This window comes from Sphingomonas baiyangensis, from assembly GCF_005144715.1.
Taxonomy (GTDB): domain Bacteria; phylum Pseudomonadota; class Alphaproteobacteria; order Sphingomonadales; family Sphingomonadaceae; genus Sphingomonas; species Sphingomonas baiyangensis.
On the sequence record NZ_SWKR01000002.1, the window covers coordinates 2337610 to 2356667 of the forward strand.

At 65.4% G+C, this 19058-nt stretch carries 12 protein-coding genes, 2 tRNA genes, 2 rRNA genes and 2 pseudogenes (1 of these 18 running past the window's edge); 3 read left to right on the forward strand and 15 right to left on the reverse strand.

Annotated features, from left to right (window positions below):
* Positions 1-76 precede the first annotated feature (76 nt).
* A complete protein-coding gene (locus tag FBR43_RS14595; RefSeq protein ID WP_136943778.1) occupies positions 77-2326 on the forward strand; it encodes a penicillin acylase family protein in 2250 nt (749 codons plus the stop codon).
* A 4-nt stretch (positions 2327-2330) separates the two neighbouring features.
* Here FBR43_RS14595 and FBR43_RS14600 read toward each other — a convergent pair whose 3' ends face one another.
* From FBR43_RS14600 to FBR43_RS14610, 3 genes are read right to left on the reverse strand one after another with little or no spacing between them, the layout of a single operon-like run.
* Complete coding sequence (locus tag FBR43_RS14600) at positions 2331-2528, reverse strand: Trm112 family protein (protein ID WP_136943779.1); 198 nt, start codon at positions 2526-2528, stop codon at positions 2331-2333.
* Positions 2525-3133 (reverse strand): LON peptidase substrate-binding domain-containing protein, encoded by a 609-nt coding sequence (locus FBR43_RS14605; RefSeq protein ID WP_136943780.1) that lies wholly within the window; start codon positions 3131-3133, stop codon positions 2525-2527. Before FBR43_RS14605 ends, FBR43_RS14600 begins: the two co-directional genes overlap by 4 nt.
* A complete protein-coding gene (locus tag FBR43_RS14610) occupies positions 3130-4026 on the reverse strand; it encodes a tetratricopeptide repeat protein (protein ID WP_136944259.1) in 897 nt (298 codons plus the stop codon). Before FBR43_RS14610 ends, FBR43_RS14605 begins: the two co-directional genes overlap by 4 nt.
* A 200-nt stretch (positions 4027-4226) precedes the next feature.
* Here FBR43_RS14610 and FBR43_RS14615 point away from each other — a divergent pair.
* Positions 4227-4301 (forward strand) — tRNA-Gly (locus tag FBR43_RS14615).
* 392 nt (positions 4302-4693) lie between these two features.
* On the opposite strand, the gene FBR43_RS16240 is transcribed toward FBR43_RS14615, so the two are convergent.
* The 9 genes and pseudogenes from FBR43_RS16240 to FBR43_RS14645 form a co-directional block, all read right to left on the reverse strand.
* Complete coding sequence (locus tag FBR43_RS16240; protein WP_169542626.1) at positions 4694-4936, reverse strand: hypothetical protein; 243 nt, start codon at positions 4934-4936, stop codon at positions 4694-4696.
* 123 nt (positions 4937-5059) lie between these two features.
* Positions 5060-7120 (reverse strand): 3'-5' exonuclease, encoded by a 2061-nt coding sequence (locus FBR43_RS14620; protein ID WP_136943781.1) that lies wholly within the window; start codon positions 7118-7120, stop codon positions 5060-5062.
* A complete protein-coding gene (locus FBR43_RS14625; protein ID WP_136943782.1) occupies positions 7117-7542 on the reverse strand; it encodes a hypothetical protein in 426 nt (141 codons plus the stop codon). Before FBR43_RS14625 ends, FBR43_RS14620 begins: the two co-directional genes overlap by 4 nt.
* A gap of 4 nt (positions 7543-7546) precedes the next feature.
* A complete protein-coding gene (locus FBR43_RS16340; RefSeq protein WP_212611930.1) occupies positions 7547-7837 on the reverse strand; it encodes a hypothetical protein in 291 nt (96 codons plus the stop codon).
* Positions 7838-7877: 40 nt separating this feature from the next.
* Positions 7878-8483 carry a hypothetical protein gene (locus FBR43_RS16345; protein WP_212611931.1) on the reverse strand — a complete coding sequence of 202 codons (606 nt, stop codon included), beginning with the start codon at positions 8481-8483 and terminating at the stop codon, positions 7878-7880.
* A 99-nt stretch (positions 8484-8582) separates the two neighbouring features.
* The gene (locus FBR43_RS16350; RefSeq protein WP_212611932.1) at positions 8583-10337 is read right to left on the reverse strand and encodes a site-specific DNA-methyltransferase; all 1755 of its coding nucleotides are present in this window, start codon (positions 10335-10337) and stop codon (positions 8583-8585) included.
* A gap of 107 nt (positions 10338-10444) precedes the next feature.
* Entirely contained in the window at positions 10445-11263 is an 819-nt protein-coding gene (locus FBR43_RS14635; RefSeq protein ID WP_136943783.1) for a hypothetical protein, read from the reverse strand.
* A 201-nt stretch (positions 11264-11464) separates the two neighbouring features.
* Positions 11465-14475: pseudogene (locus FBR43_RS16635) on the reverse strand (BPTD_3080 family restriction endonuclease).
* Positions 14472-15584, reverse strand: coding sequence for a helix-turn-helix transcriptional regulator (locus tag FBR43_RS14645; protein WP_249276619.1), 1113 nt, complete (start codon positions 15582-15584; stop codon positions 14472-14474). The pseudogene FBR43_RS16635 and the gene FBR43_RS14645 overlap by 4 nt, the downstream one beginning before the upstream one ends.
* Before the next feature lie 223 nt (positions 15585-15807).
* Between FBR43_RS14645 and FBR43_RS16515 the strand changes: the two are divergent.
* Positions 15808-16266 (forward strand): annotated as a pseudogene (locus FBR43_RS16515) (integrase core domain-containing protein); the annotation flags it as partial.
* A gap of 120 nt (positions 16267-16386) precedes the next feature.
* On the opposite strand, the gene FBR43_RS14660 reads toward FBR43_RS16515, so the two are convergent.
* The 3 genes from FBR43_RS14660 to FBR43_RS14670 all read right to left on the reverse strand — a co-directional run.
* Positions 16387-16463: transfer RNA gene (locus FBR43_RS14660), tRNA-Met, on the reverse strand.
* A 68-nt stretch (positions 16464-16531) separates the two neighbouring features.
* Positions 16532-16646: ribosomal RNA gene (rrf, locus tag FBR43_RS14665) — 5S ribosomal RNA — on the reverse strand.
* A 101-nt stretch (positions 16647-16747) separates the two neighbouring features.
* A 23S ribosomal RNA gene (locus tag FBR43_RS14670) occupies positions 16748-19058 on the reverse strand; it runs 479 nt beyond the window's last position.

Below are 19058 nucleotides of genomic sequence, written 5' to 3' on the forward strand. Positions count from 1 at the left end.
CTTTGTGCGTAGGATGCTGGGGTTGCCCAAACGAATATATATGATTTAAATTGCGCGCAACCTGGGGGAGCTGTCCATGCGTTCAACGATCCGAACCTGCCTTGCCGTGGCTCTGCTCGCGAGCGTGGCGATGCCGGCAGCGGCCCGCCAGCGCGACGATGCGCGCGCGGCCAAGGTTTCGATCGTGCGCGACGGGTTCGGCATCGCCCATATCCACGGGCGCACCGATGCCGATGCGGTGTTCGGCATGATCTACGCGCAGGCCGAGGACGATTTCCCTCGCATCGAGCGCAACTATCTCGTCGCCCTCGGCCGGCTCGCCGAGGCCGAGGGCGAGACGGCGCTGTGGAGCGACCTGCGCCAGCGGCTGTTCATCGATCCAGTGGCGCTGCAGGCCGAGTATCGCGCCAGCCCCGCCTGGCTGCGCGCGTTGATGGACGGCTGGGCGGCGGGCCTCAACCACTATCTGGCGACGCATCCCGAGGTGCGCCCCAAGGTGCTGACGCGCTTCGAGCCGTGGATGGCGCTCGCCTTTTCCGAAGGCAGCATCGGCGGCGATATCGAGCGCGGCGTCGACCTTGCCGACCTCGAGGCATTCTATGGCCGGGCCGAGGCGCGTGCGGGGCGCGAGGCGGCGCTGCTGGCACAGGCCGGGGAGATGATCGAGCCCAAGGGATCGAACGGCATCGCGATCGGCCCGTCGCGCAGCGGCAGCGGCAACGCGTTGTTGTGGATCAACCCGCACACCAGCTTCTTCTTCCGCGCCGAACAGCAGGTGACGAGCGACGAGGGGCTCGACGCCTATGGCGCGGCCACCTGGGGCCAGTTCTTCATCTATCAGGGCTTCAACCGCCGCGTCGGCTGGATGCACACGTCGAGCGGTGTCGACAATATTGATGCCTTCGCCGTCGAGGTGCGCGGCAGCGGCGCCGATGCGCGCTACCGCTATGGGAGCGAATGGCGCCCGCTGCGCCGACAGGAGGTAACGCTGCGCGTGCGGCAGGGCGATGATGGTTTCGCCGAGCGGCGCTTCACCACCTATGCGACACATCACGGCCCGGTGATCCGCCGGCAGGGCGACGGGCGCTGGGTGGCAGTGGCGATGCTCGACAGCCCGCGCGCCGCGCTCGAACAGAGCTATCTGCGCACCAGGGCGACCGATCTCGAAAGCTATCTCGCGGCATCGGATCGCAAGGCCAACAGCTCGAACAACACGATCTTCGCCGCCGCCGACGGCACCATCGCCTATCTGCATCCGCAATTCGTGCCCGTGCGCAGCACCCGCTTCGACTATACGCAGACCGTCGACGGCAGCGATCCCGCGACCGACTGGAAGGGGCTGCATCCGCTCGACCAGTTGCCGCAAGCCGTGCGTCCGACCACCGGCTGGGTGATGAATACCAACAACTGGCCCTGGGGCGCGGCGGGTGCTGACAGCCCGCGCGCCGCCGATTTCCCGCGCTACATGGACCAGTTCGGCGAGAATCCGCGCGGCCGGCACGCGACCAAGCTCTTGTCAGGCGATACGCGCTTCACGCCGCAAACGCTGACGCGCACGGCCTTCAGCACGATGCTGCCGCTGTTCGACGAGCAGATCCCGTACCTTCAACGCGCGCACGCCGCACTGCCCGCCACCGATCCGCGCCGCGCCGCGCTCGCCGCACCGCTGGCATTGCTTACCGGCTGGGATCGGCGCTGGAGCAGGGCGTCGGAGCCGATGTCGCTCGCGGCCTATTGGGGCGAGGCGCTGTGGGCGTCCGAAGGCCCCAAGGCCGCTGCCGCCAACATCCCGCTCTTCACCTACATGGCCACGCGCACCACCGATGCCGCGCGGATCGAGGCGCTCGCCGCCGCCGTGGCGCAGATGACGCGCGACTGGGGAAGCTGGCGTATCGCCTGGGGGCGCATCAACCGCTTCCAGCGCATCGACCCGGCGATCGCGCCACGCTTCGACGATGCCGCGCCGAGCCTGCCCGTGGGCTTCACGACCGGCAATTTCGGGTCGCTCGCGGCGTTCGGCACCGTTCGCCAGCCGGGTGCGCGCTGCTTCTACGGCACCAGCGGCAACAGCTTCGTCTCGGTCGTCGAGTTCACGCCGCAAGGGCCGCGAGCATGGGCGGTGAGTGCGGGCGGGCAGAGCGGCGACCCGACGTCGCCGCATTTCAACGATCAGGCGCGGCGCTATGTGGCGGGCGACCTGCGGCCCGTGCTGCTCGATCGCGAAGCACTGGCAGGTTTCCCCACCTATCGCCCCGGCGACGCACGCCCGGCGCCCAGGCCGGCGGCAGCGGCCCCGCCCGTCACCAGCCGGTGCGGCGAGGACTGACCCGTCAGCCGAGCCGCCGCGCCGCCTCGACGAACAGCTGCGGCACGCCGTCGGTCACCGGATAGGCGAGGCCGGCGGCATCGCTTACCAGTTCGCGCGCATCGGCATCCCAGCGCAGCGGCGTGCGCGTGGCGGGGCAGACAAGCCGCGCGAGCAGCCATTCGTCGAGCAGCGTGCCGTCGGGGGCGTCGGTTCCGCTCATTGCAGCGTGCCCGGCCGGTCATCGCCGTGGCGGCCGAAGAACTGCATCAGCTGCACGATCATCTCGGCGCGGTCGCCCAGCGTCTCGGTCTCGAAAATCGCCTGTTTCGAGGCGATGTCGAACGGCGCGATCTGCGCGATACCGTTGACGAGGCTCTCGTCGTCGAGCCGCGAGACGGCCTCCCAATCCACCGCATAGCCCTGGCTCTCGGCGAAGCGCCGCGATTCGATCTCGAGCGAGGCGCGGCCGCCCAGGCTAAGCGTCTCGCTTTCGGCGGCGGGTTCGAGCTCGGCCTCGACCTGACGGAACGGCGTGGTCACGTCGAGCTCACGCAGGATGACGAAGCGCGACACGCCTTCGAGCACGATGTCGAAACGGCCGTCGGGCAACGCCTCGACATCGACGATGCGCCCCACGCAGCCACGCTCGAACAACGGCGGCGGATCGCCTGGCCCGCGCGGCTGCACCATACCGATGCGCCGGTCACGCGCGAGCGAATCGGAAATCATCGCGCGGTAGCGCGGCTCGAAGATGTGCAGCGGCAAGTGCATCCGCGGGAACAGCAGCGCTCCGCCCAGCGGAAACACCGACAGCCGCGTGCTCATCCGAACAGGATCGCCGACAGGCGACGGCGTTGCGCCGACACCCACGGGTCCTCGAGGCCCACCGCCTCGAACAGCGTCAGCAGCCGCTGGCGCGCCGCACTCTCGTTCCAGTCGCGATCGGCGGCGATCATCGCCAGCAGCGTGTCGGCGGCACCCTGATGATCGCCCGCCGCCATCAGCGCGCCGGCAAGCTCGTACTGCACCGCCTGATCGTCGGGCGCGGCCGCCGCACGCGCGCGCAGATCGGCCAGATCGCCTTCGGGCACCGCATCGCTCGCCAGCGCGATCGCCGCGCGCGCCTGTACGATCGCGGGCGACTTCGCTGCCTCCTCGGGCAGCGCGTCGATCGCTGCCGACGCCTCGTCATGCCGGCCGAGCGCCACCAGCGCGCGCACGCGCCCCGCCGCAACCGCGGGATGCTCGGGCGCCATCTCGGCCAGCTGGTCGAAGATCGACAGCGCACGCTCGCCGTCGCCTTCGGCCAGCACTTCCTCGCCCATCGCGATCAGCGGCTCGAGCTCGGCCTCGGCCGACTGCGCCTCGCCCGTCACCGGCAGCTGACGCAAAATCTGGTCGAGCATCGTGCGCAGCTGCGATTCGGTGCGCGCCTGGCTCAGATCGGCGACGGGCTGGCCCTGGAACATCGCATAGACGGTGGGGACCGAGCGCACCTGGAACTGGCTGGCGATGAACTGGCTCTTGTCGACATCGAGCTTGGCAAGCACCACGCCCTTGGCGGCGTATTCGGCGCTGACCTTGTCGATCACGGGCCCGAGCGCCTTGCACGGCCCGCACCACGTAGCCGTGAAATAGAGCAGCACCAGCTGCGACATCGACGGTTCGACGACGTCGCGGCGAAATGCCTCCACGGCGTCCTTCTCGGCAGGCGACAGCCCCAGCGTGGCCAATGCGGCTTCCTTATATCCAGTGGGAATCGTCGCCCCCATGTGGGCCTTTCGCGCGCACAGGCCAACCCCCCGCGCGCGGCCATATTTTTACGCACATATTTGGGGCTTGCGAGGCTCCGCACCGGGTGCTAGTGGCCGCGCCTCGACACGGCACGGGCGCCTCGCCCCGCCGGTCCAGCGCCAGAGCGGGCGTAGCTCAGGGGTAGAGCACAACCTTGCCAAGGTTGGGGTCGAGGGTTCGAATCCCTTCGCCCGCTCCAGCGGTTTACATCCCGTTAGGGATCGTTGCAAAACCGTCGAAGTCACGGTCCAGCGCCAGGATCGTCTCCAGTATGTCGACCGCAAGCCGCTCGAGGAGTTCTAACTTCTCGATTGCGCGAACAAGCCGTCTTTTCTTCCCCAACTCCCTAAGGCTGGGCTGCGCGGTGCGTCGATGAATACCCGATCGCTTGATGATAGCCTTCGAGCGAGGATCTAGGCGGCTCGTCACGATGCCATCACGAGCTGCGCGGCGAGCGGCAGGCCGATCGGGGCGGATCGGCGACGATTGAGGCGCTGTGGATGCTAACATCCGTGGCTTCGGCGCGTACGGCTGCCGCCAACCCAGAAAATCCCGGCTAGCCCCCCGCCATACGCTTAACGCTTGCCACGCCTACAGTTCGGTTACGTTCACCCGAAAGCCAAATCGCGGGCTCATCACTCCCTCGATCCCGCGTCCAAGGTCCCACAGGATCGTGCGCCCCGATCGCGTTAGCACGCGCACCTCGCGGTCGTGCAGATCGGCCGCCTGCCACTTCGACTGCTGCCGATGCGTCAAGGGCGTCACAGCAAAGTCGCGTCGCCACCGCGCCTGCATCGCCTCATATTGCTGGGCCGAACTTTCGGGCGGTAGCACGGTAGGCTCGGGCTTGGGCTTGGGCCAAGATTGCCTTGGTGCGGCGCGAGGCGACGCGATCGAAACTGTATGCGCGCGAGCCCATTCGCTTGATACGCCGTCGCTTTTTCCGCTGATCGAGCGTCAGAAACGGTCTTGCCCGCTTTCCCCGTCGACCAGATCGTCGAGAAACTCCGACCCCGGCCGGATGCCGGCGAGCAGCAGCCGGTCGCGTGCGCGCGTGGCCGCGACGTAGAGAAGGTGCCGCTCGGTATCCTGCACCGCCTTCAAATCGGCGATGTCGCCGACGCCGGCGAGGCGGTCGGGATCGGGGAGCACGTCCTCATCCAGCGCCATGACGGCGACGCCGCGGAATTCGAGCCCCTTGGCCTCGTGCATCGTCAGCACCGGCACGTCGGCACCCGCAGCCTTTGCGGCGGCACGTGCGCGCGAGAGCTGGCCCTGCCCTCGCACCAGCAGCGCCATCTCGTCGGCGGCGACTCCCTCGGCCAGCGCGGCGCGCAACCAGGCGACGACGGCATCGCGTTCGGCGGCTTCATCCTCGACCAGCGTCACCTGCGGCTCGGGGCCGTCGAAGACCGAGACGGTGCCCGCCCGCACCTCACCGATCCCGTCCTGATCGGCGATCTCGCGGCCCAGCAGCCGGTCGGCGGTGCGGCGGATCTGGTGCGAGGTTCGGTAACAGACCTTTAGCACGACCGCGCGGCCGCGCACGTCGAGCCCGAGCTTTGCCCATGAGAAGGGCAAATGGAAGATTCGCTGGCCAAGATCGCCGGTGAAGAACAGCGCATCCGCCTCCCCCGCCCGCCCGATCGCCGCGAGGAACCGCGCCTGCGCGACCGACAGGTCCTGCGCTTCGTCGACGACGACATGGGTGAAAGGGAGCGGCCGGCCCTGCCCCAGGCGATCGGTCAGCCGCGCATAGATTTCGGCCCAGGTGACGAGCCCGCGCTGGGCGAGCCGGTCGCGCACGAAGGCGAACACCGCCCAGGCGCGCTCGCGCTGCCGGGGGCCGAGGCGGGTCTTGCGGCCGAGGCGCGGCACCGTCGCATAGCCGGCGGCATCGACGATGCCCCAGGCATCGACCAGCTCGTCCCATTCCTCGAACAGGAACGCCGCGTCATGCCCCTCGCCGAGCCCGGCTGCCACCGCCGCGGTGATCGCGGCGCGTACCTGTGACGGCGTGGCGAGGCTCGGCTGTCCGAACGCCTCGGCATAGAGATCATATGCCGCCTGATCGAGCGACCGGACCGTCAGGCGCGCGCGCCGTTCGGGCAGCGCCTCGGTCATCAGCGCCACCTTGTCGGCGAGCGCGGCGGCAAGTGGTTTGGAAAAGGTGGTCAGCAGCACGCGCGCCCCGGCCCGCCCGGCCAGATGCACCGCGCGGTGGAGCGCGACGATCGTCTTGCCCGTGCCCGCCGAACCCGACACCCGCGCGGGGCCGCGCCAGTCCCGGGTTACGGGCGCACGCTGCGCCGGGTGGAGGAACACCGCCCACTCAGCGAACGGCGCGTCGAGCGCGGCGCGCAGTTCCTCGACCCCCGCGACCTCGCGAAAGCGGCGCTGCGCGTCGGGATGCGCGAAGGGATCGGCACCGGGCGCGGCGGGCACGACGACGTGATCTTCGATCCGCCCGCCGGTCGCCACGTCGAGCAGCGCCTCCGCCGCCTCGTCCGGCAACAGGTCGAACAGCTCGTCCACGCTCATCTCGTCCGCCGCGCGCACCGCCGCCAGCCAGTCGCGCGGCACGCCGACGTTCAACAACTCGTCGTCCGACAGCTTTGCAAATGGCCGGTGGGTTGCGGTCGGTCGCGGCGCAGCTTCGCCGACCCTCTCGGTGTAAACGAGATGCTCTACGGTGCGCTCGACGACTTGCACCAGTTGCATCGCGCCGGTCCGCTCGTGCGGGATCAGCCGCCGCCGCTCGGCCCAGCGATAGGCGGCGTCGTGATGGTCGACATAGGCGATCAGCGTGCGTGCCCCGTCCTTGTGCAGAACGAGCCGCAGGTCCTGGCTAACCCGCGCGGTCCAGAATCCCGGCGCCGCCTCCACCCGATGCAGCTGCAGGCCGTTGCCCCCCTCGTCTTGCGCCAGATCGAAGGCCGCGATCTTCACCTGCTTCTGTTCGTTCGCCGTCAGACGGCGGAGCGCTTTGGTGAAGGTCGAGGCGTAGAGAAGAGTCATCGGCGGGCGTTCACCTCAGCGATAAGTCTATCCCGGACGAGTTCGTAGCGCACCGTCAGATCACCGATCGGCGTGACAGCGGACACATATCCGTCCTTCTCTATCACGTCGATTTCGGGCCTCTCGCGATTAAGCAGGAAGCCAAGGCATCCTGCGTCCAGGGAACGCAGCACGCCGTCCGCCGTCTTGAAAAGGTAGGGCACGGGACGCCCAAGCGCCCACCAGATGCCCATAAGCCGTTTCTCGAACTCGTCCGTCCTGCCGTGCTTTCTCGTCGCTACCTTCTTGAGCGCATCCGCGCTGTATAACTCGGGTGAACTGCCCCAGCTTATCGGGTCAGACTGATGCGCGGATGCCGGGAGCAAGATCGGCAAGGTCGGTGCGGCTTCGATTTCGCTGCTGACCACTCGGCGTTTGCCCATGCCCTCAAACCCCCACCACTTTCATCACTTCGTCGCCGAGGTGGTTGATGACCTTGACCGCGACCTTGCCGCCCGCGGGCCTCGGGAACGGGCGGGAGCGGGTGCGTTTGAGGCTTTCCCAGGCGTCGGCGTCGATCTCGGCCTTCAGCGTGGTCTTGAGCGCCTTGTAGGGGTCGTTCGCGCCGGGGAAATAGGCGTGGCGAACGAAGAAGCTCTCATAATCATAGTCGGTGTCGACGAACCACACGGCGATGTCGTCGGCGCCCGAGCTTTCGATCTGGCCGCCCTTGTACATGTCGACCCCGGCGACCTCGATCGAGATGCACGGATTGCCGTCAGGGTCTGGCCCCCTCGTCATGCACCTGGATGTCGGGTTCGCCGAACACGGTGAAGAGGTTGCCGGCACCCGTATTGGCGAGGTCGGGCATGTGGAGGTCGGGGTTGATCCGCGCCTGAAGCACGGTGAGCGCGCCCATATTGGTGAATTCGCCGGCATGCGCGTCGAAGTTGAACGCGGCGGCGATGAGGAGGTCGAAGCCCGCCTCCATCGCCTCGCGCGCGGCGGCGGTCAGGTCGGGGCGCGCGACGGTGCCATATTCGGGGCCGACGAGGATCGCGGCGCGGCGCTCGGGGCTGCCGGCCAGCGTGTCGCCCGCCCCCTCCGACGCCTGGCGCACGGTGCCGGCGGCGCAGAGGAAGCGGCCCGGCCATGGCGCGATCGCGGAGAAGACGAGCCGGTCGGCGCGGTGCGCCTGCTGCACGCCGGATCGCTTCAGGTTGTCGAGCACCATCTGTGCGAAGTCGGCGGTCTCGCTCACCGGGCCTGGCTGGCGACGGCCCTCGGCGGCCTCGAGCTCGTCGAACAGGCTGTCGTCATGGTCGACCGCGGGGACGCGGTGCGGCGACAGGCTCTCGACCGTGAACGGGCCGGCGACGCGCACCCGGCCCTTGTCCTCATAGGGCTGGTCATAGAGATATTCGGTGTCCGCGCGCGCCGCGATCGAGGCGTCGATCTCGCGCTGGCGAGCGATCCGCGCGTCTTACCATTGTTGATGGAGGGAGGGAGCAGTTAGCAGGTCGCAGTTAGCAGGATCGCTCTGTTCGCCCGCTCCCTGCTCGCTGCTCGCTGCTCCCTGCTCCCTTCCCAGCTCGCGCGGGATTTCCCATTCCTGCCACGCGGTGCCGAGCGCCGCGTTCAGGGCCTCGCGCAGCGGTTCGAGCACTGCCTGATACTTTTCCCAGATCGTATCGATCTCGGCATTGTTGGCGATCGACTTGAGCGTGCTGTGCGGCACGCGCTTGTAGACGAAGCCCTGGCGGATGCGGCCATAGGTGGGGGTGTCGGCGGGGACTTGCCTCGTCACCTCCCCCTCCTTCACCTGCCCCTCGCGGCTGTCGGCGAGCAGGTACCAGGGATAGCGCGCACCCATGATCCGCGCGCGGGCGAGCGCCAGCGCGACCCGGCTCGTGTCGATCGTGATCCACCGCCGCCCCCATTGCTCCGCGACAAAGGCGGTGGTGCCCGACCCACAGGTGGGATCGAGCACGAGGTCGCCGGGATCGGTGGTCATCAGGATGCAGCGTTGTATCGCTCTAACCGCGGTTTGAACGACATAAGTCTTTTCGTCGCCAAACCCGCTTTGCCGAGTATCTTCCCAGATATCATTCTGCGGTTTAAATCCAAAATCCTCTATATAACGAAGATAGGTGAGCGTATTACCTATCGCATGTAGACGATCCGCTTTTTCAAGCGCTCGAAGGCCACGCTCATTGGTACTGAAAGTCCGTTTACCAGGCGAGAACATGCGGCCGGCAAAAGCGAACTCTCGCACGTCAGCGGGCTGCGGGGGGCGGGCGCTAGTCAGCGGGTTGGGCCTGTAGGCTTTAGAGCCGATCGGCAACGGTGAAGATCCGATCGCTTCATCACCCGACATCGAGCGCCGGGATCCGTCGGATAATTGTAGAAATCGAATATTCGAGTCTTCTAAATGTGATCTTTCAATATAGAGTGGCCGGTATTTGACAGAACCTCTGTGCTTTCCATACCACAATATAACATCGAAGGTATTGTCCAGAAGTCCGCTTGCTTTCCCGGTGGTCTTCCGAAACACAATCTGGCTACAGAAGTTCTCATCCCCAAACACCTCGTCCATCAGCGCTCTTACGCGGTGCACATTCTCGTCGCCGATCTGGACGAACACGCTGCCGCTGTCGGTGAGCAGGTCGCGCGCGACGGTCAGCCGGTCGCGCAGATAGGTGAGATAGCTGTGGATGCCGTCGCGCCAGGTGTCGCGGAACGCCTTTACCTGTTCGGGTTCGCGCGTCAGGTGGTCGGCCTTGCCGTCCTTCACGTCGCGGCTCGTTGTCGACCACTGGAAGTTCGAGTTGAACTTGATGCCGTAAGGCGGGTCGATATAGATGCACTGGACCCGGCCCTTCAGCCCCTCGCGCTCGGCCAGGCTCGCCATCACCTTGAGCCCGTCGCCCAGGATCATGCGGTTCGACCAATGCTGGTCGTGGGCGTAGAATTCGGTCTTCTGATCGGGCGCGATGCCGTTGAAGTCGGCGAACAGATCGGGCGCCCCCTCCGGCTCGCGCGCGCGGGCGCTGGCGCGCTTCAGGTCTTCGATCAGCGCCTTGGGATGCACCTTTTCCTGAATGTAGAGCGGCGGCGCCTCGACCACGAGGTCGGACCAGTCGGCCACGTCCTTGCCCCGCCACACCAGCTGCGGATCGAGATCGGGGTTGCGCCGCTCATAGGCGACCGCGATCGGCGCCTTCACGTCGGGCGGCACGAACGCCTCGAGCTCCGCCGTCGGCGCATTGCGCCGCGACGCCTCGTCATGGGTGAGCGTGTCGATGCGGAGGGACTTTGCGCGAAGGGGGGGGCTTGGGCATTGGGTCAGCTTTCCAGAAGATCGGGGTTGCTGGCAACGCGCGCGATCCGCCGCTGATGACGCTCGATCGCGATCAGAAGGAACAGGAACATGAGCGAGATGAAGGCACCGACGATATAGGCGGCCGACCACAGGCGCGATGCGCCGATGATATTGTCCTGTTCGATCTCGGCACGCTCGGCGCTCGCCTTGCCCGCATTCTCCTCGCGGCGCTGGGTTAGGAGCGCGAAGAACCGGTCCTGATAAGCGCGGAACAGGTCGGGCGGGCTCGTCACGCCCTTTGGCAGCCGGCTTTCGGTTACGGTGCGCGACTGCGGCACCTTTCGCGTGCCGTAATCGATGCAGGCATCGATGTAGTAGCCATATTCCCTGCAATAGGTTTCGGTGCGCGTGGAGCGGATCGTCCGGGTCACACGCTGCCGCTTCGCCTTCTTGTAAGCGGAGAGGCGGTCGGTCGTCGGCTTGGCCGCGGCGGCGCTGGTCATCGCCTCCAGCAGCGCGTCGAGATCGGCGCGGTCGGTGTCGAAACTGGTCAAACCCTCCCCGACGCTGCTGACCCGGTCGTCTGACCGGACGAAGGCCGCGTCGAACGCCGCGCGATCAAGCGGCTTGTCCGTCGCCTGGCGGAACGGGGCAAACTTGCTTTGGTAGAGCGCGTAATAGCGGCGAACGAAGTCCTTGTAATATTTCCGCGCCGCCGCGCCATCGTCGCCCTTTATGGGGGCTGCGGCGCCGGCCTCGCCAAGCTCGGCATCGATCGCCAGCACATCGTCGCCGGACACCGTGACCGGCGCCGCTTCGACCGAGGATGCGTCGCGCGACACGTGATAGACGCCGCTGGCGATGTACCACGCCGCCCAGATCAGCAGCGCGGTCGCGCCAAGCAAAGCGAGCACGCGCACCGCCGCGAGATAGAATTTCTCAAGCCGGTCGAGCAGCGGAATGGGCCTATGGATGGCAGAATCTTCGGCGAATTCGGTCGTCATATGTCCCCCTTTGCATAGCTATTTCCGCTGGCCGGAGGGTTAGCCCCCCACCCCGTCCGGCCCCACCCCGTCCAACCAAGCCTCGACCTTGGCCGCGAACTCGGTCTCGATCGTCCATACGTCGGTGAATTCGGCGAAGGCCCAGCGGCCGAGCGTGCCGAGCGCGTTGACGCCGGGGACCCAATAGGTCTGCATCGTCGCGGCCTTGTCCTTGGCGTCCTCGCCGCGATAGCCCTTGGTTTCGATGACGAGGTTGAGGGGGTCGTCCTCCCCACGGCCATCGTCGACGCGGACGATGAAGTCGGGGCGATAGCGCCGGACCTCGCCCCCGCAGTGATAGGGGACCTCGAACCCCAGATTATGGTTCTTGACCCAGGCGCGGACGCGCGGATGGCGGTCGAGCACACGGCACATCTCGCCCTCCCACCCGCTGTCGAGCACCGCGTGGCTGACATGGCACCGCTCGCCGGTTTCATAGACCTCGCGGCTCGTGCTGAAGCCGACACCGCGCGTGCTCCCCTCGCGGCTATAGGGTCGAGCATCGCGATCACGCGCCCCTCGCCCCCTTGCGCGCGGGTGATCGCGGCCATGATCCGGTCGGCCACCCAGTCGGCGACGTGGTAGTAGAGGAGCTGCGCGGTCTGCGCCCCGCCCTTGACGACCAGATGCTCGGCCATCCAGCGGCGCACGATCGGCTTCATCTGAAGGATGAGGCCGGCATTGGGCCGCTCGACATCGGCGGTCATGCGCCGGCGCACGATCCATTCGGCCAGGCGAAGCTGGATCGTCGCCATCCGCACGTCGGTCAGATGGTCGAGCGTCAGGTTCGCTTCCTCGCCGATGATGCCGGCGTTGACCGTGCTCGTCGCGCCGACGATGTCGGGCGTGAGCTCGAGCGTGCTGTCGGGGGTGAAGTCGGCGGTGATCCGCGCCTGCCCCAGCTCGGTGCGATAGCCCTCGACCCGGGGGAAGCGGATTTCGCTTCCGTCGCGCGCGGGGCTAATCGCGTGGACGCGGACCATCTTCTGCGGCGGCTTGGGCGGCGCGACGACGGGCTGCGCGGTGAAGTCGAACGGGATGCCCAGCACGTCGGCATATTCGACCGCGAACCGGCCATCGGCCTGGAGCTGGTAGGATTGGCGGCGAAGCGCGCGGCCGATCACCTGCTCGCACAACAACTGGGTCCCGAATGCGCGGACGCCCAGCACGTGGGTGACGGTGTTGGCATCCCACCCCTCGGTCAGCATCGATACCGAGACGACGCAGCGAATATGCTCGCCAAGCGCGCCCTTGCGCCCGACGGTGTTCATCACCTCGCGCAGGATCGCGGCATCGTCGATCCGGTTGGCGGCGGCGCGGTCGCCGGTGCGCTGGATCAGCTCGTCCTTGAACCGCGCGATCTCGGGCGCGGCAGCCGCGCGGAATTCGGGCGAAATCGCCTCGCCGCTTTCGAGCTGGAGGCTATCGATCAGCAGCGTACGCATCTGCGGCAGGGCCGCGCCGTCAGGGTCGAAATTTCGGAACAGCGGGCATTTGCCCTTCATCGGCGTCACGGTGCCGTCGGGATCGACGACCTCGTACCCGGCGATGTAATCATGGACCAGCTTCGAGGTCGCGGTGTTGTTGCACACCACGATGAACACCGGATCGACGCCGATCCCCGCTTCTACCCAAAGGGCGCGGGTCTTCTCGTAATGGCCGTAAAGCGCGTCGATCGCGCTCAGAAGCTCGTTGGGCAGCTTCTGCGGATCGAGGCCTTTCGCGGCGCCGCGCCCCTTCTTGGGCAGCGCCCTGCCCACATGGTCCCACAGATTGCGGAACATCGGCGTGTCGCCGCCGGGCAGGTTGTCCATGATCGGCACGCGCGGCAGCTTGACGATGCCGCACTCGATCGCGTCCATCAGGCTGAAGTCGCTCATCACCCAACCGAACAGCGATCCCTCGCGATAGCCCGACCCGCGCAAGAAGAAGGGCGTGGCCGACAGGTCATAGACCATGCCGACGCCCAGCTCGCGCTTCACCGCCTCCAGCCCCGAGATCCATAGGCGCGCCGCCTCGTTCGCTTCCTTCGCCTCGGCGAGCTCGTCGCCCTTCAGCGCTTCGCCCGGCAGCGGCGGGCGCTCGCGATAGCAATGATACGCCTCGTCGTTGAGGACGACGATGTTCTTAAGGCCCATCAGCTCGCCAGCGACGCGGCGGATCATCGCGCCGTCGCTCTCGGGCCGCGGCCTGGTCGCGAGCGCCGCCTGCTGCACCTTGTTGAGCGGCACCTCGTCCTTCTTCTTGAAGGCGTGGTAATTGGTGATGACGATTTTGGCCTTGCCGAGGTCGGTGGCCATGTCCTCGGGCACGATCTCGCGGCTGCGATAATAGCTGTCGGGATCGCCGGGCTGGAGGACGCGCAGCCGGTCCTTGATGGTGATGCCTGGCGCAACGATCAGGAAACCGCGGCTGAACCGCTTGGCATTGGGATGGCGGACGGCGTTCAGCGCCTGCCAGGCTATCAGCATCGCCATCACTGTCGTCTTGCCCGCGCCCGTCGCCAGCTTGAGCGCAAGCCGCAGCAATTCGGGATTGGAGGCCGCGTTCGCCGCCTCCAGATGCGCCCAGAAACGGCGGCCCTGTGCCGAACTGCGCGGTGCCACCTCGGTCATCCAGATCACCGTCTCGACCGCCTCGACCTGGCAGAAGAAGGGACGCTGGTTCGCGAAGTTGTGCGTCCGCCAGTGGCGAAGTAATCGCGCGGTGGTTGGGGTCACCTGCCACTGGCTCTCGGGCAGCGTGCGCCAGCTGTCGACGGCGGAGCTGATGCCGTTGATCGTCTCGGTCGGGTCGTACACGTCGCCGCCGGCGTCGGCGTACAGATCCTCTATCGCCGCGGCCTTGCCCGTCTTCTTCTTGGGCTTGGGGATCGGCGTGGTCAGATCGCTACGCCGCCGTCCGGGCAGGATGGTGCCGGTCGGCTGCCCGTTCGCGTCGAGCGCCCAATGGCGCGTCGGCGCGTCATAGGGCGTGTTGAGGATCGGAGACTGGAAGAAAGCGTCGCTCACGAAAGGCTCCGATGCCCTTCGCGGGCGATGTGCGGGGTAAGGGAATCGGGGCTGCTGGCCGATCGGTCAGGGTAATCACTCGTCGGCGCTTCATCCGACAGAATCGGACGCAGCGCCGCGGCGGCGGCCGCCAGCCTCTCGCGCATCACGTCCCGCAGTGCCTCGGGCGCTTCGATCGTCACGTCGCCGCCCCAGGTGAAAAGGTGCTCGGCGATCTCGCGCAGGCCCCCGGCGCGGAAGCGGACGATGAAGGCGTCGCCGTCTGCCTCGATGACCTGCGCGGGGTGGAAGCGCCACGCGCGCGCCTGAGCCGCGCTGGCGGGGGCAACGCGCAGGACGATGTCGTGATCGGCCTCTCGCCAGATGCCGAAGCTCTGCTGCTGCCAGGCGTCGAGGTCCCAGTCGTCCGGCGGGCAGCCGACAGCCTCCCCGGCGCGCACGTTGGTCATGCGGTCGAGGCGGAAGGGCACTGGCGGGCGGTCGTGCGCGGGCAGCTTGCCGACGACATAGGTGACCGGGCCATGGATCAGGCCGTAAACGACGATGCGGCGCCAGGCGGGTTCGCTCGCCCCATCGGCGCGATAGTCGAATTCGAGACACTGGGCGGTCAGGATCGCCTGCTGCACCTGCGCCAGTGCTTCCGGATTGGCGGGAGCGAGCGGCCCGGCGACGATCCGCGTGCGCTGGAGCCGGACGAGCGCGTCGAGATCGGGCTCGATCCGGCGCTTCTCGCGGTCGTCGAGCGCACCCTTCACCTTTTGGAGGAGGCTGGCGAGCAGCGTGGCGCGCGACGCCTGCTCGGCGGTGCGTGCCTCGACCTCGGCCTGGAGCGCGGCGACTTCGGTCGCGCTCGGCCGGGTATAGGCGCGGCGCAGCGCACCGGCGATGCGGAACCGCTTGTGGCGGTCGTCCGTCCGCTCCTCAAGGTCGAAGTTCGCCGCGATCACATCGCGCATCCGCTCGGCCGTGCGGCGATTGACGCCGAGCGCCGCCGCCATCTCGTCCAGCGTCAGCCCCTCAACCGCATCGGCGAGCAGATGGACGAGGGCCAGCATCCGGCTCATCTTGCCCATGCGATCGCTCACGCGCAGCTCCTCCTGATCAGCCACGCCCCCGCGACCCATCCCTTTCACAGCATCGCTAGCGGCGAAGCATCGGTAAAGGCCCGAAATTCAGTCCGCTTCTGTATGTTCGCCGCCCCCGCCCAACCCGGCTCGCGCGCGGCCGGGCTTCCGGGACCAACCGGGATAGGATGTGGTGCGTCAGGCGTGTCAGATCGCTGATCGAGCGCCAGCATCTCGGGCAATCGGCAATTCCCAACACAGGCCGCGCAGGCGATCGGCGAGGCCCAACGTCATCGACGACTACAGCCGGGAATGCCTGGCATGCAACGTCGACACCTCGCTGTCAGGGCGGCGTGTCAAGCGTGAGCGCGTCTCCATCGCCGCGCGTCGCGGGCTGCCGTGCATGGTCGTCAGTGACAACGGAACCGAACGGACCGGTCACGCAGTGCTCGCCTAGCGCCAGGACATCGGCGTCGAGTGGGGGCATTACATTGCGCCGGGTAAGCCGCAGCAGAACGCCTTCGTCGAATCGTTCAGTGGTCACTTGCGCGACGAATGTCTGAACGAGCATCTGTTCCCCTCGCTGGCTTCGGCGAGACGGATCATCGAGGCATGGCGGACGGACTACAATACCGTCCGTCTGCACCGCAGCCTCGGCGAGAGGGCGCCCGCTGAGTTTACCAACCGCTCCCGCCAGGGGCATATGAACACCGAAGTTAAGTTATGAGCGGCCTGAAAACGGGGAGCAGGTTGTTTATCAACGTCGCGGCGTTCGGTGATTAGTGCCAGGCGCAGAATGCTCAAAAGCCCCAGTCCTGCGGAACTGGGGCTTTAAGAATTATACCGGTGGTTGCGGGGACAGGATTTGAACCTGTGACCTTCAGGTTATGAGCCTGACGAGCTACCGGGCTGCTCCACCCCGCGCCAAGGTAATGGGACCGCGGATGGCCCCGACATGTGAATGGGTTTTCTCGAACGACACCGCCTGCAATGCCTGGCGACGACCTACTCTTCCAGCGCTTGAGCGTTAGTACCATCGGCGCAGTCCGGTTTCACGGCCGAGTTCGGGATGGGATCGGGTGGGTCACAGACGCTATAGCCACCAAGCAATGGAGGCGGTGTTGTTCGGGTTTTCAAATCGTTGCCGTGCACAAAGGATGTGATCTCATCCAGCAAGACAGCCAGCGCTGTCGTTGATGGTGGGACTCTTCAAGCGCGAAAAGAGCAATTAGGACTGGTTAGCTCCACATGTTACCATGCTTCCACATCCAGCCTATCAAGGTCGTGGTCTACGACCGCTCGATGAAATCTTATCTCGAGGGAGGCTTCCCGCTTAGATGCTTTCAGCGGTTATCCCGTCCATACATAGCTACCCTGCTGCGCTCCTGGCGGAACGACAGGTACACCAGAGGTATGTTCAACCCGGTCCTCTCGTACTAGGGTCAACTCCTCTCAAATTTCGACGCCCACGGCAGATAGGGACCAAACTGTCTCGCGACGTTCTGAACCCAGCTCACGTACCACTTTAATTGGCGAACAGCCAAACCCTTGGGACCTGCTCCAGCCCCAGGATGTGATGAGCCGACATCGAGGTGCCAAACGATTCCGTCGATATGAGCTCTTGGGAATCATCAGCCTGTTATCCCCGGCGTACCTTTTATCCGTTGAGCGATGGCCCTTCCACGAGGGACCACCGGATCACTATGACCGACTTTCGTCTCTGCTCGACTTGTCAGTCTCGCAGTCAGGCTGGCTTATGCCATTGCACTCTAACGATCGGTTTCCAACCGATCTGAGCCAACCTTCGCACGCCTCCGTTACTCTTTAGGAGGCGACCGCCCCAGTCAAACTACCCGCCACAGAGGGTCCCTGCACCGGATAACGGTGCGAGGTTAGACATCAGAAAACAACAGGGTGGTATTTCACCTATGGCTCCACGTCAGCTGGCGCCAACGCTTCAAAGCCTCCCACCTATGCTACACAGTTCTTTCCTAATGCCACTCTGAAGCTGCAGTAAAGGTGCACGGGGTCTTTCCGTCTAACCGCGGGTACTCCGCATCTTCACGGAGAATTCAATTTCGCTGAGCATGTCCTGGAGACAGTGGGGAAGTCGTTACGCCATTCGTGCAGGTCGGAACTTACCCGACAAGGAATTTCGCTACCTTAGGACCGTTATAGTTACGGCCGCCGTTTACCTGGGCTTCATTTCGGAGCTTGCACCCCTCCACTTAACCTTCAGGCACCGGGCAGGCGTCAGGCCCTATACGTCGTCTTGAAGCCGACTTAGCAGAGCCCTGTGTTTTTGCTAAACAGTCGCTACCCCCTGGCCTGTGCCCCCCATAAGTGCTTGCGCATATATGGGGCCTCCTTCTTCCGAAGGTACGGAGGCAATTTGCCGAGTTCCTTCAGGACACTTCTCTCAAGCGCCTTGGTATACTCTACCAGACCACCTGTGTCGGTTTCGGGTACGGTCTATACGGTGGGGCTATTTCCTGGGACGACTTCGAAGCACGATCAATCCGATAAGATCGTACAACACACGCCATCCGTCACACACCACCAGGCCCACGAATATTAACGTGGTTCCCATCGACTACCCCCTTCGGGCTCGTCTTAGGGGCCGGCTCACCCTGCTCAGATTAGCTTTAAGCAGGAACCCTTGGTCTTTCGGCGAGAGGGCATCTCACCCTCTTTATCGCTACTCATGTCTGCATTCGCACTTCCGATACCTCCACGGTCGGTTACCCTTCCGCTTCGCAGGCGTACGGAACGCTCCGCTACCGCTCGACTAATGTCGAACCCAAAGCTTCGGTGCACGTCTTGAGCCCCGTTACATTTTCGCCGCAGGATCTCTTGTTTAGACCAGTGAGCTGTTACGCTTTCTTTAAAGGATGGCTGCTTCTAAGCCAACCTCCTGGTTGTTTTGGAAATCCCACATGCTTTCCCACTTAGACGTGACTTGGGGACCTTAGCTGTTGGTCAGGGCTGTTTCCCTTTTGACGACGGACCTTAGCACCCGCCGTCTGTCTCCCGAGTAGTACTCCTGGGTATTCGGAGTTTGGTTAGGTTTGGTACAGCTCGCGCCGCCCTAGCCCATCCAGTGCTCTACCCCCCAGGGTATTCGCTCGAGGCTCTACCTCAATAGATTTCGCGGAGAACCAGCTATTTCCCGGCTTGATTGGCCTTTCACCCCTAAACACAACTCATCCGATAATTTTTCAACATTAATCGGTTCGGTCCTCCAGTGGGTGTTACCCCACCTTCAACCTGGTCATGCCTAGATCGCCGGGTTTCGGGTCTAATGCATCGAACTCATTCGCCCTATTCAGACTCGCTTTCGCTTCGCCTACACCTAACGGCTTAAGCTTGCTCGATACACTAAGTCACAGACCCATTATGCAAGAGGTACGCGGTCACATCTCAAGGATGCTCCCACTGCTTGTAGGCAACCGGTTTCAGGTACTGTTTCACTCCCCTCATCGGGGTGCTTTTCACCTTTCCCTCACGGTACTAGTTCGC

What these genes read in the sequence shown, in the direction of transcription:
- FBR43_RS14620 (WP_136943781.1), bottom strand. Translation starts at nt 7,120, where the DNA reads ATGACTCTTCTCTACGCCTCGACCTTCACCAAAGCGCTCCGCCGTCTG.
- FBR43_RS14595 (WP_136943778.1), top strand. Translation starts at nt 77, where the DNA reads ATGCGTTCAACGATCCGAACCTGCCTTGCCGTGGCTCTGCTCGCGAGC.
- FBR43_RS14605 (WP_136943780.1), bottom strand. Translation starts at nt 3,133, where the DNA reads ATGAGCACGCGGCTGTCGGTGTTTCCGCTGGGCGGAGCGCTGCTGTTC.
- FBR43_RS14600 (WP_136943779.1), bottom strand. Translation starts at nt 2,528, where the DNA reads ATGAGCGGAACCGACGCCCCCGACGGCACGCTGCTCGACGAATGGCTG.
- FBR43_RS16340 (WP_212611930.1), bottom strand. Translation starts at nt 7,837, where the DNA reads ATGTACAAGGGCGGCCAGATCGAAAGCTCGGGCGCCGACGACATCGCC.
- FBR43_RS14625 (WP_136943782.1), bottom strand. Translation starts at nt 7,542, where the DNA reads ATGGGCAAACGCCGAGTGGTCAGCAGCGAAATCGAAGCCGCACCGACC.